Below are 16,130 nucleotides of genomic sequence, written 5' to 3'. Positions count from 1 at the left end.
GAACGGGTGGACCGCTGCTTGGCCCACCCGTTCTTGGTTTCCATCGTAAGGAGGCAACCTAACCTGAATACACGAGTTCTTCCATCCGGTTCATCCGAATTAGGAAGCGTCTCCACAGACCGTGTTCAGGATCAACCCCGTTACCAAATACGGATCCATATTGGCGTTCGGGCGACGGTCCTCGATATAGCCCTTCTGATCAACATCTACCTGCCAAGGAATGCGCACCGAGGCGCCTCTATCGGAAACCCCGTAGCGGAATTCCTTGTAGGAGCACGTTTCGTGCAGACCGGTCAGGCGCAATTCAATGCGATCGCCATAGTTGACAATATGCTCATCATGATTGCGGCCCAGCGCTTCAGCGGCCGCTATGCATGCGTCATAGTTTTCCCGCATTTGCCGGGTGGAGAAGTTTGTGTGGGCGCCCGCGCCATTCCAGTCGCCGAGAACGGGCTTGGGATCCAACCGTGCGCTTACGTCGTATTTCTCACCAATGCGGTAGAGCAACCAGCGGGCGAGCCACACCTGGTCGGCAACCTCGGGCGCACCGACCGGGCCAATCTGAAACTCCCATTGCGCCGGCATCACTTCGGCATTGATACCGGAAAAGTCGAACCCCGCTGCTATGCACGCATCCATGTGTTCCTCAACTACCGGCCGCCCGAACACTTCGTCAGAGCCTACGCCGCAGTAATACCCTCCCTGAGGCGCCGGAAAACCGTTTTGGGGCCATCCCAGTGGCCTGACTCCGGCAAAGAAGGTGTATTCTTGCTCGATGCCGAACCACATGTCGAAGTCCGCGTATTTTTCAGCGGCTTCCGCGCAAGCAGCTCTGGTGTTCGTAGGGTGTGGGGATAAGTCCGGCAACAGAACTTCACACATGACCAACCTACTGTTGCCGCCGCGAATGGGATCGGGTACGGAATAGACCGGATTCAGGACACAGTCCGAGTCATCGCCGGTCGCTTGATTCGTGCTGGAACCGTCGAAACCCCAAATTGGCGGCTCTTCACCTACCGGGATGACTTTCCCTTTTGAGCGCAGCTTGGCTGTTGGCTCCGACCCGTCCACCCAAATGTATTCCGCCTTGTAATAGCCCATCAAATCCTCCCATTGATACTCCAACCAAGCGGTGAGAATTCACCACTATCCACAACACTGTGCTAGGGAACATAATACAAAACCTCCAAGATTTTCGCCAATGGCACCGTTCTTGCCAAACTCTTGGCGAAGCACACGAGAATTCTACGCGAATGTTGGGCTCGCCATGGCCATGCGCAAACTCGTTTACGCTGCACACCCACTATGGTATGGTATCTACGTAATTCAACCGAATACACTGGTTTGTAGTACCTCAGGTGCCTTGTCAGACCATTAATCTGGAGGAGACACGACGCGTGAGAAGATTTGACTATGCTGCACCAACCGAAGTCTTTGAGGCCTGTGCATTGCTGGCCGACCGCGGCGACGATGCGCGTGCTTTAGCAGGCGGCACAGACCTCATTGTGCAGATGAGGGAGCGCGACCGCAGGGTTCCCCTCGTCGTTAGCTTACGCAATCTTGATGGTTTTAAGGGAATCGCCCAGAATGCGGACGGTTCACTCACAATCGGCGCGATGGCTACCGGTGATGAGGTGAACCACAGTCCACTCGTGCAAAGCCAAGCCCTCTTTATCAGTGAGGGTGCGGAGTTGCTCGGTTCAATTCAGATTCGCAACCGCGGCACGCTAGGCGGCAATGTCGGCAATGCGGCGCCGAGCGCCGACGCCGCGCCGCCTCTGGTCGCCGCCCATGCCACTGCCTGCATTGTGGGTACCAAAGGCACGCGCGACGTTTTGGTTGGTGATCTCATGACCGGCCCGGGGCAGCTTGCGCTGGAACCCGGTGAGTTAATTCAGTCATTCAATGTTCCCGCCCCGCAGGCGCACACTGGTTCGCGCTACGTGCGCCACGTGCCGAGGCGAGAGATGGATATTGCCGTTGTAGGCATTGCGGCACTTGTAACCTTGGAAGACGACTTGGAGACAATCAAAGATGCCAGCGTGGTGCTTTCCGCCGTAGCGCCCACGTGGCCCCATGCGATTACTGCGGAGGAAGTTCTGCGCGGCCAACCGGTTTCAGAGCAACTGCTCGCCCATGCCGGTGAAGCCGCGGCAAATGACTCCCAGCCGATATCTGACGTGCGGGCTTCAGCAGCGTACCGGCGCATGATGGTAGACGTTTACACCAGGCGTGCCCTTACCACGGCTATTGAGCGTGCCAGGGCGGCGAGTTAATTACATTAGTCAGCAAGAAATGTACTTTGGAGGCAGCACAAGCGATGGACTATCCGTTGCAACTGACGGTAAACGGCATACCGGTGAAGCGCGTCGTGGAGCCCCAGGTTCGGCTTCTCGACTTTCTGCGCGAGGACCTGGGCCTCACGGGCACTAAAGAGGGGTGTGGCACCGGCGACTGCGGTGCCTGCACCGTGTTGATAGATGACCAGCCCCAACACTCCTGCCTCACTCTTACCGTTGAAGCCGAGGGCGCCGAGGTTACGACCGTCGAGGGAATGGCGAGCGGTGATATGCTCAATGAAGTCCAGTCCGCCTTTGTCTCGGCCGGCGCGACCCAGTGCGGCATCTGCACTCCCGGTTTCGTCGTCATGGCTACCGCCTATCTGCGCGACAATCCCAAACCAACGGACGATGAGTTGCGCATGGGTGTTGCGGGCAATCTCTGCCGCTGCACCGGCTACGAGACCATCATGACGGCATTGCATTCCGTGATTGACGGCAAAGTGGAATTGATCGAGGTGGCTCCGGAGCCTCAGGAACTTGTGCCGGAGCCCGAAGGGGAATAAGAGCGGCCCAAAGCGGCCAAACACCTTCCACACTCTGTATACAGAAAATTCGCGAGGAGGAGAGATCATGGCAAAAGTGGTCGAACGTCCACAAGAAAAGACCGCGTTGCGTGTTGCCAACAAACCGGTCATTCGCATCGACGGTATCGAGAATGTTACGGGGGCCACGAAATTTGGCGCGGATTTCTCGATGCCCGGCATGTTGTGGGGTGCGATTTTGCGCAGCCCCCACGCTCACGCCCGCATTAGGCACATCGACTATGCCAAGGCGCTGGACGCGCCCGGCGTTGTAACTGTTGCTACCGCTGCCGACTTTGACGAAGACGTGGTGGAACCGACCTCACGGCCGCATAATGTGTTTGCCGGTGAAGTTGCACTCTACCTCGGAGAGGCCGTAGCTGCCGTGGCCGCCGTCACGCAAGAGGACGCCGAAGCAGCGCTGAAACTTATCGAGGTTGACTACGAACCCTTGCCCCATGTCCTCGACCCGTTGAAAGCCATGGAACCCGATTCGCCTGTCATCCGCCACGGCGAAGGCGGCGAGGTTGATCGCACCGAGATGTCGTTCCACTCTTCCGTTGCCTCATCCGCCGAGGACCTGGATGAGTCCGGAAATGTCTCTTCTCAGGTCCAGTTTGGGCGCGGAGATATTGCAGAAGGCTTCGCGCAAGCGGACGTAATAAAGGAAGGCCGCTTTACGGCGGCCATGGTACACCAGACCTATCTCGAGCCCCATGCCGCTCTGGCCGACTACTCGCCAGCCGGTGATCTCCGCATGTGGGTGACTTCTCAGGGCCAGTTCTATGTGCGGGATACGGTGGCGCGGCTGCTCAAGCTGCCGGCCCACAAAGTTATCGTCCAAGGCACCGCCATCGGCGGCGGCTTTGGCGGTAAGATGACGCTACTCGCACCCATCCCCGCGATCCTTTCGAAGAAGGCCCGCCGGCCCGTCAAGGTCGTGTGGAGCAGAAGCGAAGAACTGGTGGCGGCCAACCCAGCGCCGGGTTCTGTCATCGACGTGAAGGTTGGCGCAAAACAAGACGGCACACTTACGGCATTGCAGGGACGCGTTGTCATGGATACCGGCGCCTATCCCGGCTCGCCCATGTCAACGGCTACGATGCTCTTGGGAAGCTGCTACGAGATTCCCAACATGGAACTCGAAGGCTTCGAGGTGCTTACAAATAAGGTAAGCGTGGGCGCATACCGCGCGCCGGGCGCACCGAATTCCGCGCATGCCGTGGAGAACGTGATGAATTGGGTGGCGCAGGAAATCGGCATGGACCCGGTGGATTTCCGCCTCAAGAATGTGATTGAAGAGGGCGGCCGCTGGCCGAACGGACAACCGCTGCCCGACGTCGGTGCGGTGGAAGTGCTGGAAGCCATGAAGGACCATGCGGTTTGGAGAACACCGCTGGAACAAGGAGCCAACGGCAAGCCGCGTGGTCGCGGTGCAGCTATCGGCTGCTGGTCCGGCGGCGCGGGCGGGTCCGCGGCAACGATGAAGCTTGAAGCGGACGGCTCGTTCAGCGTTCTTGTGGGTACAATCAACCTCACCGGCAATACAACGTCTATCGCGCAAGTTGCCGCGGAGGAATTGCGCGTGCCCATGGAATACGTGAGCGTAACCCAGGGCGATACAAATGAAGCGCCGTTTGGCCCCGTGGCTGGTGGCAGTCAGGTCACCTACACTATGAGCCTCTCGACTGCTGCCGCCGCCCACGACGTGCTCCGTCAGATGAAGGCTGTTGCGGCCCAGCGTCTGGGTGCGGATGCTGACGACATTGAATTTGACGAAGGCAAGATGTGGGCGCAGAGCGATCCTGACCGCTACGTCACCTATCGCCGCATTGCGGATGAGGCAGTTGGCTCAGCCAACGGTCCCATCATCGGCACCGGACACGGCAAGCCCGCGCGCGGCAACCCCGGCTTTGCCGGAACGATTGCCGATGTTGAGGTTGATACCGAGACCGGTCTCGTCACCATCCTCAATCTCGTAGGCGTGCAGGATGCCGGTTTCGCCATCAACCCGCTCTCGGTGAAGGGCCAAATCCAGGGCGGCACCATCCAGGGTGTCGGCTACGCCTTGCTGGAAGAGATTGTCTATGACGAAGACGGCCGCGTGCGCAATCCTGGCCTCCTGGACTACCGGCTCCCCACTGCGGCAGATGTGCCCGACGTGGACGCCGTCATCGTAGAGAAGCACAACCAATACGGCTGGAAAGGCACCCGCATCGTTGGGGAGCCCAGCATCGTCCCGCCGGGAGCAGCCATCACCAGCGCAATCAGCGATGCCCTCGGCATTCCCTTGCACAACATGCCAATGACACCGGAACGCATCGTGATGGCGCTGCGCAACGCCAAGGCGAACGGCAGGTCCAACGGGAATCCGCCTGCGTAGTATCGAACTACCTGCAAGAGAAGAGAGCAGGGCCGGATGCGATGGAGAATCTGCAAGCCGGCTTCGTAGGTCTCCACCGCGGCGGCGCGCTCTTGCGCGCCATGGCCGCGCATCCACGCGTTGACGTTGCAGCTCTCTGTGATCTAAAGGAAGAGACTCTCGCTACTCTGGCCGGAGACTTCAACCTGCCCGATAAGGCCCTCTACACGGCATTCGACGAATTCGTCAACGCTGCGCTGGATATCGTCGTGATCGCCACACCCATCGAGTTTCACGCGGCGCAGACTATCGCCGCCTTGGAGAGCGGCAAGCACGTGCTCTGTGAACAGACTGTAGCCTACACTTTGGACGAGTGTGAGGCAGTTATTGCCGCCCAAGAGCGCACCGGCAATGTCTACATGATGGTGGAGAATCACTGCTATTTTCATTACATCCGCGAGTGGCGCAAGCTCATCGCGCGCGGGGACCTCGGCACGCTCTTCTATGCGGAGGCGGATTATATTCACGAGATCGCTCACCTGCTGCGTGACCCGGACACCGACGCGCCCAAGTGGCGGCTGACGCGCCCGCCGATTTGGTATTGCGCGCACCCGCTCGGGCCGTTACTCACGCTCATGGACGACCGCATCGTGAAGGCGACCGGCGCGTCTTCCGGCAGAAACATAAATCCCGCTGAAGAGGGTTTGGGTTTCCTGGATATGGAAGTTGGGCTCTTTCACACCGAGAAGGGCAGCGTCATCAAGATTCAGCGTAGCCAGGTAGCGCTCCGGCGTCCGCAGTTGGCCTTTTCCTCGCTCTACGGCACCAAGGGGTTCATCGAGAACGGTCGCTACGTTGAAAACCGCGCTGCAACCGGACGGTATTCAACCGGACGGTACTTTAATGTGGATACGATGTCCAAACAGACCGGGGCGCAAGAGATTCACTGCCCATTGGTGGATCCCAACGCACCGCCGGAGGCTCTTCTTGGCGGCCATGGTACGTCTGAGTACTTCCTGGTGCAGGACTTCATCGCCGCAATCGACAACGACACAAAGGCCCCCATCGACGCCGTGCGCGCCGTGGAATTCACAGCCCCCGGCATTGTCGCCCACGAGGCTGCCATGCAAGGCGGCGTCTGGCTCGACGTGCCGCAGTTCCGTTAGCGAATTACTAGAACTCATCACATTAGGTACACTGCACTGTGCGGACCTGCCCCGTACTCGATACGGGGTTGAGGGGAAATCCTGTGAGATTCAAGGCCCTTCCTAGCGTGCTACAAAGGCACCGAAGGGATACCCAAGTGAAGTAGCCAACAAGTGAAGTAGCCAAAAGGAAAGCCTTTATGGAAAAGCTTAGAGTCGGCTTTGTTGGACTGCGCCGCGGCGGGGGATTGGTGCGCGCGTTGGCCGCGCATCCCAGGGTGGAAGTAGCCGCCCTGTGCGATCTCAACGAAGACACGCTTACCTCCATGAGCAAGGACTTTAGTCTCCCCGAGAAGGCGCTGTTCACGGCTTTCGATGACTTCGTCAATGCCCCTCTGGATGTCGTAGTCATAGCGACACCCATCGAGTTCCACGCTGCACAATCCATCGCCGCTTTGGAAAGCGGTAAACACGTCCTCTGCGAACAGACCGTCGCCTACACCCTAAACGAATGCGAGGCTGTCATTGCCGCTCAGGAACGCACCGGCAACGTCTATATGATGGCGGAGAACTACTGCTACTTTCACTACATCAAGGAGTGGCGCAATCTCGTTGCCAAGGGCACGCTCGGCACGCTCTTCTACGCGGAAGCGGAGTACGTCCACGAGATCGCCGACCTCCTGCGCGATCCGGAAACCGGCACGCCCAAGTGGCGGCTGCCCCGCGCGCCGATCTGGTATTGCGCGCACACGCTCGGACCGGTGCTCACACTGATGGACGATCGCATCGTCAAAGCCACCGGCGCGTCCGCCGGCAGGAACATGCATCCGGAAGAAAAGGACTTGGGACACCTGGATATGGAAGTGGGGCTGTTCCAAACCGAAAAAGGCAACGTGGTCAAGATCCTGCGCAGCCAGGTGGCGCACCGGCACCCGCACTCGGTCTACTACACGCTGTATGGCACCAAAGGCTTCATCGAGAACGGTAGGCACATCGAGGACCGCGCTTCCACCGGACGCTACTTCAATGTAGACACCATGTCCAAGCAGACTGGGGCGGAAGAGATCGACTGCCTTCTGGTGGATCCCAATGCCCCGCCGGAAGCCCTGCACGGCGGCCACGGCACGTCTGAATACTTCATGGTGCAGGACTTCATTGCCGCCATCGACAACAACACAAAGGCCCCCATAGACGCCGTAAGAGCAGTAGAGTTCACCGCTCCCGGCATCGTTGCCCACGCCGCCGCCATGCAGGAGGGTGTGTGGCTGGAGGTACCGCAATTCCGATAAAGCCTTCATACCCTAATAGTCCGACACGATTGTATTGATGGGTAGCGTAGGTTTGCAACCTGCGCCATCTTACCGTAGCGTGGAGTGAGCACATCAAATCGAGGGACTGGGCACAGGTTACAAACCTGTGCTACCGGAACTCTTACCCATCTACCGGCGCTCCAACCCATCAATGAAAGAGTGTCGAACCACAAGATAATTCACATGTGCGATTCGCTTCAGACGTTTCCTCCCGGTACTGCAGTACTGCAACCCCGTATCACGTACGGTGCAGGCTCTGCGTCCGCTTGCGGCCTTAGTTGTTCAGTGAGTACCCATCCCCCACAGTTGTATTGCCAAGACATCGAATGCCGCTCGCTGGCGGTGTTTGGGAGCGTACTTTTTTGCAAAACTGGTAACTGGATTGAGGAATGAAACATGACGGACGCGCGCCAACCAAACATTTTGCACATCATGGTCGATCAGATGCGGTTTGACGTGTTGGGCATAAACGGGAGTCCGATTTGCCGCACGCCAACGCTGGATCATCTCGCCCAGGACGGCATCAACTATGCCGAGGCCTACACGCCGGCAGGCATCTGCTCGCCGGCCCGCGCATCTATGGTCACAGGGCGCTATTCCCACAGTCACGGCATCTACAACAACTGCCATCAGGAAGACTCTATCCTCGTAGAGTTGCCGGCGGAGGAAGTAACTTACAGCGAACTCTTGAGCGAGGCCGGCTACCGACTGGGGCACGTGGGCAAATGGCACATCGGACGTGAAAACGGGCCGAAGACCCGCGGCTTTCATGACGTGGGCGCGCAAGGCATCGCCGACTACCGGCGACAGCTCGGCCTGCCCCTGCGTCCGCCCACGCCGCCCGATGCAGTCTACGCCACGTACCCTAACGAAGAGTTTCTCATCTCCGGCACGGAACAGCTTCCGGAAGAGGGGAATCTCATGTATTACTTCGCCGAAGAGGGCATGCGCCTGCTCCGCGAATACCAGGGCCATCAGCCTTTCTACCTGCGCGTGGACTTCAACGGCCCACACCATCCCTACGTGGTGCCTGAGCCCTGGGCCTCGCTTTATGACCCACAGGCAATCCCACCATGGCCGAACTTCCACGACACATTCGAGAATAAGCCGCAGGTCCACCGCAGGCACAAATTCCATCGGGGCGTGCAGGACTTCACATGGGAAGACTGGCAGCCCGCCGTCGCTAAGTACTTCGGCTACGTCAGCTTTCTCGATTCTCTTTTTGCCAAACTCTTGCAGACGCTCGACGACCTCGGCCTTCGCGACGACACCCTCATCATCTTCAATACCGACCACGGCGACTTTACCGGCAGCCACGGACAATTCAACAAAGGACCGTTGCTCTACCAGGAGGTCTATCACATTCCGCTGATCATGCGCTGGTCCGCGTGCATTCCTGCCGGCGTCACCACCACAAAGTTCACCAGCCTCATCGACATCATGCCCACCATCTTGCAGGCCGCCGATCTCCCCGTGCCCGACAATCTGCACGGTGAAGCTCTGCAGCCGCTTTGGCAGGACCCGACTCTCGACGCCTGGCGCGACATGTTGGGCTGCGAATTCCACGGCGACGAAGTCGGACTCTTCACCTCGCGCTTGATCCGCTATAGGCAGTTCAAGTTCGTGTACAATCCGCACGCCATAGATGAGCTCTATGACTTGGAGCGCGATCCCTACGAGCTGGAAAATCTCTGCGACGACCCGGCGTACCAGGACATCCGCCACGAACTCCTGCGGCGTCTCATGGTGTGGATGGTCGAGACCCAGGATCCCTGGTGGCGCTGGGCGGAGAAATGGCTGCCGCTTTCGTAGTACTCTGTAGCTACGCGCCCAAAGGACTCGGGCCTGGAATTGGCTTCGAGACAAGAGCATGACGACGTGCGGCGCGGGGCGAGTTCAGGATTACTGCACGTTCACGTAGCACTATGAGGTCGAGACCATCCAACGTGGATATTGCCGCAAGCACTCCCATTTCCGTACAGGAAGCACAGTCCGTACTCGACAGCCTCGACCGGCTCGCGCTGTATACCCATGTCCTACATGACGACATATTTCAGTGCTATTGCGCCATGCTACGCTGCGTGGCGGCGGGAGACCCGCCACATCGGTTTGCGGCGACCGCCGCCAAGCTGAGCGGTTTGCTCGCGCAGCACAGTGAACGCAAATCGGCGGGGGGGCATGGCGATGCCTGGCAAGACTTCCTCGTACAGCACATACTCGAGGCCGAGAACGCATTCACGCAAAGGGCCGCATTGGCTGGCCCTACCGGCTTGAGTACTGCTCTGAGGTCGCTCGCGGAAGAAGATCTTGCCATCCTCCAACGGTTGTTCAATCTCAACGCCGTTGCCTGGCGGACGCTAGCGGGTCTTCTCGCAGCCGATGAAAATCCGCCCTATCTGGCGTGGGATGAGTTTACGTCGCCAGGCGCGACCGATAGCGAACGGCATGAGCTAGACATCCGCGAGAAGCTCATGGCATTGCAAGACTGGCGGGAAGCCGTCCCTCTGCTTGCGGCACACTACCGCCGGCATGGCACCGGCGACTTCGCCCGCTACCGTGCCTTTCGCTGGGTGCGCTCAACGCATGGCGGCAACTTGCAGGGCGTGCCGCACCCAGACCCCATTCGTCTGGAGGAACTCATCGGCGACGACCGCCAGCGCCGGCTTCTCATGCAAAACACTGAGCACCTGCTCGCGGGGTACCGCGCCAACAACGTGTTGCTCAGCGGCGATCGCGGCACCGGAAAGTCCTCTTCCATCAAGGCGCTGTTGCACCGCTACGGTGACCGTGGGCTCCGCCTCATTGAAGTTGCCAAGGAGCATCTCAACGAGTTTCCCGACATCTTGATGGAACTCCAGGTGCGGCCGCAGTCCTTTGTTGTCTTCGTGGACGATCTCTCATTTGAGCCCCATGAGACTGACTACAAAGCCTTGAAAGCCATCCTGGAAGGCAGCGTGGCGGCGCAGCCGCGAAACGTAGTTATCTACGCTACGTCCAACCGCAGCCACCTCATTCGTGAGAACTTTTCCGATCGCGCCGGCATCCTCGAGGATGAAGTACATCCCAAAGAGACCTTGCAAGAGACTTTTTCCCTTAGCGATCGTTTCGGCATCCGCATCAGCTTTGTCTCACCTACGCAAGCGCACTACCTTGCAATCGTGGCGGCCCTCACCGAGCAACGTGGCCTCCAGATTCAGGAGGCGGATCTCCGCGCCCGCGCCATCACGTGGGCACAGCAGCAGAACGGCTTCTCCGGCCGCACGGCGCGCCAGTTTGTGGACTTCCTGGAAGGCGACATAGGAACCGGGAAATCGCCATAGCCGCTTTCTTTCCAATTGTGGCAAGGGCGCCTTGACTGGCTGAGTAAAACATCTTGACCTGACCCGCTCCTTCACAAAGATTTCACAATTCTGTTATTGACAAGAGTTTGGCTGAAAGACTATACTGCCCACAACAGCGATGTGATTGCATTTACAACTCTATTGCTGTAAAGAGTCCACGGCTGAAGTGCTATCAGGAGGTGGAGCGATGGCGGACTTACATGTAACGCGACGACGTCTCATGGGTACCGGCGCCACGATTGGGGCAGTCGGTCTCCTCGCTGCGTGCGGAACGGCACAGATGACCGGAGGTGAGGCAGCGCCCGCGGATGGAGAGACATCCACGGAGGCCGCGCAACCTGAAACCATGGAAGTAGTGAACATTGTCTATGCCTCGCCGGAAAGCCCAGCGCGCCAGGAAAAAGAAATCGCCATCTTTGACGACTTTAACGCGCAGCATGCCAACATTCAGGTTGAGGTTGCAGGTCAGGCCGGTGGCTGGCGCGGCGTATATGAGAAGTTCATGACCGCCCACGCCGGCGGCGTAACCTTAGACTTCGTGCACAACGGCTGGTTGACGTGGGACCGCATGTTCCAGGCAGGCGCCATTCTCGATCTGACCGAGTTCTTCAAGGCTGACAAGCTCGTGCCGGCAGACCTGTACATTGAGTCGTCACTGTTCGAGTGGGTGCTCGACGGCGTGTTGGGCGGCATGCCCATAAGTACGTCCTCCGATGCCATGGCCTACAACAAGGACATGTTTGCCGAGGCCGGACTGGAAGAGCCGCCGGTGGACACGAGTGCCAAGTGGTGGAACATGGACACGTTCCTCGATTACGCGCAGAAGTTGACCGGCGACGGGCAGTTCGGCTTTGGCGGCAGCTTGGGCGGCGGCAACGCGGCGGGCGAGACCACCGGAACCTACTTTGGCCAGGGCCCGTGGGACGATGACAAGAAAGTGGCCTTCATCAACTCACCCGGCATCATGCAGGGGCTTGAATTCTGGCGGGACGTGACCGAGGTCAAGTACCACGTGCAGCCCAACCCGGACGAAGCCAACGAGCTGAAGGGCGGCCAGCGCATGAATACCTTCGTCACCGGCAAGATCGGTATGCAAGTGTCCTTCATCAACCAGGACACGAACTTCAACTGGGCAGCCGGCACGTTGCCCTACGACGGTGACGGTCCCAGCAGGTCAGCGCGCATTTCAAACCACGGTCTGCAGATCGGCAATGCGGGGACGGAAGAAGCCGTGTGGACAGTGTTCACGTGGTTCATGACGCCGGAGAATGCTGGACGCTTCCCGCGCACCGCCGGCCACGTCGTCTCGCCGTTCATAGACCCAGCGTACTCAGAAGTCTCCCAAGAAGTGTTCCGCAACCAGCTTGGCATCGATCCCAGGGCGTACTTCCTCCAGGCACAGCAGACCCGGCCACACGGTTGGGGCATGTTGAAATACAGTGCCTGGGAGAAGATCCGCAATGAGGCCAGGCCGCGCTATCGCGAGCAATACCAGCTTGGTCAAATCGATACCCGCGAATATGCGGATTGGTTCCAGAAGCTCATCACCGACGAGATGAGCGCCTACTTCTCGGGCGGAGGATAGCGGCATAGCAAACCAGTAGCAGAAAAGAGACTGGGTAGCGGGGTCGGCAAATGCCGACCCCGCTACCGTTTCGCTGGGATTCTTCAATTCGAGTACCCTTGCGACCAAACGAGCAGGCACATCCGCAAACTGCAGGGCCGAATCCTGTAAAGTAGGACTAGAAGCTATCTCATAGACAGATTCGTCATGCCGTTTCGTGCTTCGACAAGGGCTTCGCGCAGCAGGCTTCGCGCAGCAGGCTTCGCGCAGCACTCAGCACGAACGGATTGTTTCCTTTTCCGTTCGCCCTGAGCCTGTCGAAGGGCATATTTGCACAGAGCGAGACACTTAAGGGATGAGTTCTAGCCGATTGTGCATACGTAGTTCCGTGAAACTGTGTTGATAGTGCCCACTGCTACACCGTGAAGAAGAGGGGACAAGATCGCATGTCCGCTACTCAACCCAACATCCTGCTTATTACCACTGACCAGCAACGTTTCGATACTATTGGTGACACCAAACCTGCCTTTCTCCGGACACCTCACTTAGACCTCCTTGGCTACCAAGGCGTGCAGTTCACGCGCGCCTATGCCGACTGTCCGCTCTGCGTACCGGCGCGCGTCGGCATCATGACGGGCACGCAGGTATTCACCCACGGCGTGGCCAACAACGACCAGACCTCGAATGTGATGGGAAGGGAGGGGACGCTCCCGACACATCTGCGGGCGTGTGGCTATCAGACTGCCGCCATTGGCAAGATGCACTTTGGCCCACAGCGGGTGCGGCATGGCTTTGAAGAGATGATTCTGCCGGATGACTACTACCGTGACATGCGCCATTCCGGCAGCGCGCGGCAGCCGATGCACCACGGGATCGGTCAGAATGAGTTGTACCCAACGCTCGCAACCGTACCGGAAAGCATGACACTCACCTCCTGGATCGCCGAACAGTGCGTGGAGTACATCCGCGTCCGCCGCGATCCCACCCTCCCGTTCTTCCTCTGGTGTTCGTTCGCCAAACCACACCCGCCGCTCGACGCGCCTGAGCCGTACTACTCGATGTATCAGAATTCGCCAATACCTGAACCGGCGGTTGGGGCGTGGCGCGACAACGCGGACTGCCCCATTTCGTTCGACCGGCAAGCACAGCGGCGCGCATTTGACTCCATCCCAGACGAGACCATTCACGCGGCGCGCGCCGTCTATTACGGGCTGATCACGCAGATCGACCACGTCATCGGCCGCCTCATCAGCGCCTTGGAGGACTGCGGACTCTTCAATGACACCTTCATCATGTTTGCCTCCGACCACGGCGAGATGCTCGGCGATCACCGCAACGGAGCCAAGACCTTCTTCTACGAACCGTCAGCGCACGTGCCCTTCATTTTGCGTATGCCGCAGAATTGGGATAATCGACGCCATGGCACGATGGTGGAAACGCCGATCACCCATGCCGACATCTTGCCAACGCTGGTTGCCGTGGCAGGCGGTAAGTCGCCGGACGATACGGACGGCCAGGATTTGGTCGCGCTGGCACGCGGCAAACTTGAGAACCCGCGCTGCTATTTGGAAGGCATGAGCGGGCCCCGTTGGCCGCAGGCGGAGCGCATCCCGTGCATCTACCTGGCGATTACGGATGGGCAGTGGAAGTACATTTGGTACCCCGAAGGTCCAACGGAACACCTCTTCAATCTCGCTGAAGACCCGGCGGAGTTGCACAATCTCGCCCACGAAACACGCTGTCAAGCCAAGAAGCAGCACCTGCAAAGCGAGCTCGTGGAAAGGCACCAATTACGAGATTCAGCCTACCTTGAAGACGGCAACCTGCCGGTGCGAGACCCACAGGTCGAGACCACTGCCGACCGCCGCAATACCGCGACCAATCACGCCGGATTCCGCACTGAATACAGTAACGTTGACGTGCGCCACTAGGCAATGTAAACATTCCGCGTCATGCCGAGCGCAAGCATCGAACAGGGCTCGCCGAATCCGTCAATTACGCGCAGTCTGAAACGTAGCGCGGGGGCTTGTCCCCCGCTTGGGACGGCATGCAAGGATTGGGGTGAGGATGGATTCCGGCTTTCGCCGCAAATGACGGCGGCGGTCCGCTCTTTACTGAATGACGGACCATGCGCCCGTTGCTCGTAGCAGCGACGGCCTGGACATTGAAGGGTCAGCAACGTAGTCTTGTCGGCGAGAGTGGCGCCAGACGGGTACAATAGCCCTGTACGCGAAAGGGCGTCGCGCAACAAGTAGATACAGGGAGTAGTCAAAGTGGCTGGAGTGGTTGCCAAGATTCCGGTTCAACGTGCCAAATTGTGCTTCGACAGGCTCAGCACGAACGGATTCCTTACTTTGGCGGGCTCTATGCCTTGGCGGACATCTTGCTCTAGCGGATATCTCGCTCTTGGAGGATTCTCGCTCCAGCGGGCTACTCGCTCCAGCGGGCTACTCGCTCCAGCGGGTATCTTGTTCTAGCGGACTCACTCCCTCTCCGTTCGCCCTGAGCCTGTCGAAGGGCAGGTCAGCACGGAGCAAATGCACTCATACGTAAGTTCTCGCAAAGGAGCACATCATGCCCAGCAACTTACTGGAAGTCTTTACGAATTGTTACGGCCGCTACGGCGTACGCGCGGCGATTGATCTCGCGCCGCAAGCCGGCATCACTCACCTCGAACTCGCCATGAAACAGCACGGCGGTGTCTTGGAGATCCCGGAGGATGTCGTCGCCAGCGAAAAGCTCGGCGACGAGGGGATTCAGAACCTTAAGCGCGAGCTCGACGCGAACGGTCTCACCGTGATCAGCGCGAACGGGTCCGATAACCTCATGGACCCGGATGGATTTGCCCGTATTGCGGAACGGATGCGCCTCGCGGCTGGCATTGGCGCCAAGTACTTTGTCGGCTTGGGCGGCGAACCGGCTGAAGAAGACCGGAAAGACTTCTTTGACAAGATGGGGGCTATTGGCGACGTGGCGGCCAGTCACGGGCTCACCATTGCCCTCGAAACCCACCCGGGTATTACCCAAAACGCGGATGCAATCTTAGACACGATGCAGGCCCTACAGCATGACGCCATCCGCATCAATTTCGACACGGGCAACATCCTCTTCTACAACGAAGGCGCGGATGTTTACAAGCAACTCGAACAGGTCATGGACTACGTGGTGCACATGCATCTCAAGGACAGCCGCGGCGGCTACCGGGACTGGTACTTCACGGCTATGGGAGACGGCGGCGCCGTTGACTTCGCGCGCATAAGTGAGATTACCAACAATGCGGGATTCTTCGGACCGTATAGCCTGGAGATCGAGGGCATTGAGGGCGAGCCGGAACCGACTCTGGAGCAGCGCCAGGAGCGCGTCGTCCGCAGCGTGGAACATCTGCGGTCCGTCGGATTTCTCACTGACTAGAATTCTGAATAGTCCGCGCTCGCCATTTGAGGATTCCAGAATTCTTAGCCGGACTTTCCAGAGCATTCGTTTGCAATCGCGGTTAAACTGATTATTGCCCTAAGCCCTAGTGGTTCGGCATTTTTTGTATTGAT

General features: G+C 58.8%; 11 protein-coding genes. 10 read left to right on the top strand and 1 reads right to left on the bottom strand.

The features are described from left to right. Positions 1-99: 99 nt before the first annotated feature. Positions 100-1,101 carry a glutamine synthetase beta-grasp domain-containing protein gene (locus OXE05_14210; GenBank protein MCY4438469.1) on the bottom strand — a complete coding sequence of 334 codons (1,002 nt, stop codon included), beginning with the start codon at positions 1,099-1,101 and terminating at the stop codon, positions 100-102. Positions 1,102-1,397: 296 nt separating this feature from the next. Between OXE05_14210 and OXE05_14205 the strand changes: the two genes are divergently transcribed. From OXE05_14205 to OXE05_14160, 10 genes are all read left to right on the top strand, one after another. Continuing rightward, complete coding sequence (locus OXE05_14205) at positions 1,398-2,276, top strand: FAD binding domain-containing protein (GenBank protein ID MCY4438468.1); 879 nt, start codon at positions 1,398-1,400, stop codon at positions 2,274-2,276. Positions 2,277-2,320: 44 nt separating this feature from the next. Next, complete coding sequence (locus OXE05_14200) at positions 2,321-2,845, top strand: (2Fe-2S)-binding protein (GenBank protein ID MCY4438467.1); 525 nt, start codon at positions 2,321-2,323, stop codon at positions 2,843-2,845. A 67-nt stretch (positions 2,846-2,912) separates the two neighbouring features. Continuing rightward, the gene (locus OXE05_14195) at positions 2,913-5,246 is read left to right on the top strand and encodes a xanthine dehydrogenase family protein molybdopterin-binding subunit (GenBank protein ID MCY4438466.1); all 2,334 of its coding nucleotides are present in this window, start codon (positions 2,913-2,915) and stop codon (positions 5,244-5,246) included. Between the two features lie 41 nt (positions 5,247-5,287). Beyond that, the gene (locus OXE05_14190; protein MCY4438465.1) at positions 5,288-6,391 is read left to right on the top strand and encodes a Gfo/Idh/MocA family oxidoreductase; all 1,104 of its coding nucleotides are present in this window, start codon (positions 5,288-5,290) and stop codon (positions 6,389-6,391) included. A gap of 179 nt (positions 6,392-6,570) precedes the next feature. Next, positions 6,571-7,659 carry a Gfo/Idh/MocA family oxidoreductase gene (locus tag OXE05_14185; GenBank protein ID MCY4438464.1) on the top strand — a complete coding sequence of 363 codons (1,089 nt, stop codon included), beginning with the start codon at positions 6,571-6,573 and terminating at the stop codon, positions 7,657-7,659. A 417-nt stretch (positions 7,660-8,076) separates the two neighbouring features. After that, complete coding sequence (locus OXE05_14180) at positions 8,077-9,492, top strand: sulfatase-like hydrolase/transferase (GenBank protein MCY4438463.1); 1,416 nt, start codon at positions 8,077-8,079, stop codon at positions 9,490-9,492. A 113-nt stretch (positions 9,493-9,605) separates the two neighbouring features. Continuing rightward, positions 9,606-11,000 carry an ATP-binding protein gene (locus OXE05_14175; GenBank protein MCY4438462.1) on the top strand — a complete coding sequence of 465 codons (1,395 nt, stop codon included), beginning with the start codon at positions 9,606-9,608 and terminating at the stop codon, positions 10,998-11,000. 208 nt (positions 11,001-11,208) lie between these two features. Then, on the top strand, positions 11,209-12,606 hold the full coding sequence (locus tag OXE05_14170) for an extracellular solute-binding protein (GenBank protein MCY4438461.1): 1,398 nt from the start codon (positions 11,209-11,211) through the stop codon (positions 12,604-12,606). 425 nt (positions 12,607-13,031) lie between these two features. Further along, entirely contained in the window at positions 13,032-14,516 is a 1,485-nt protein-coding gene (locus OXE05_14165) for a sulfatase-like hydrolase/transferase (GenBank protein ID MCY4438460.1), read from the top strand. Positions 14,517-15,159: 643 nt separating this feature from the next. Then, on the top strand, positions 15,160-15,996 hold the full coding sequence (locus tag OXE05_14160) for a sugar phosphate isomerase/epimerase (protein MCY4438459.1): 837 nt from the start codon (positions 15,160-15,162) through the stop codon (positions 15,994-15,996). The last annotated feature ends 134 nt before the right edge of the window (positions 15,997-16,130 follow it).

The organism is Chloroflexota bacterium, assembly GCA_026710945.1.
Classification (GTDB): Bacteria; Chloroflexota; UBA11872; order VXOZ01; family VXOZ01; genus VXOZ01.
Note: the sequence above shows the minus strand (reverse complement) of the source record. Positions and strands in the feature narration are given on the sequence as shown.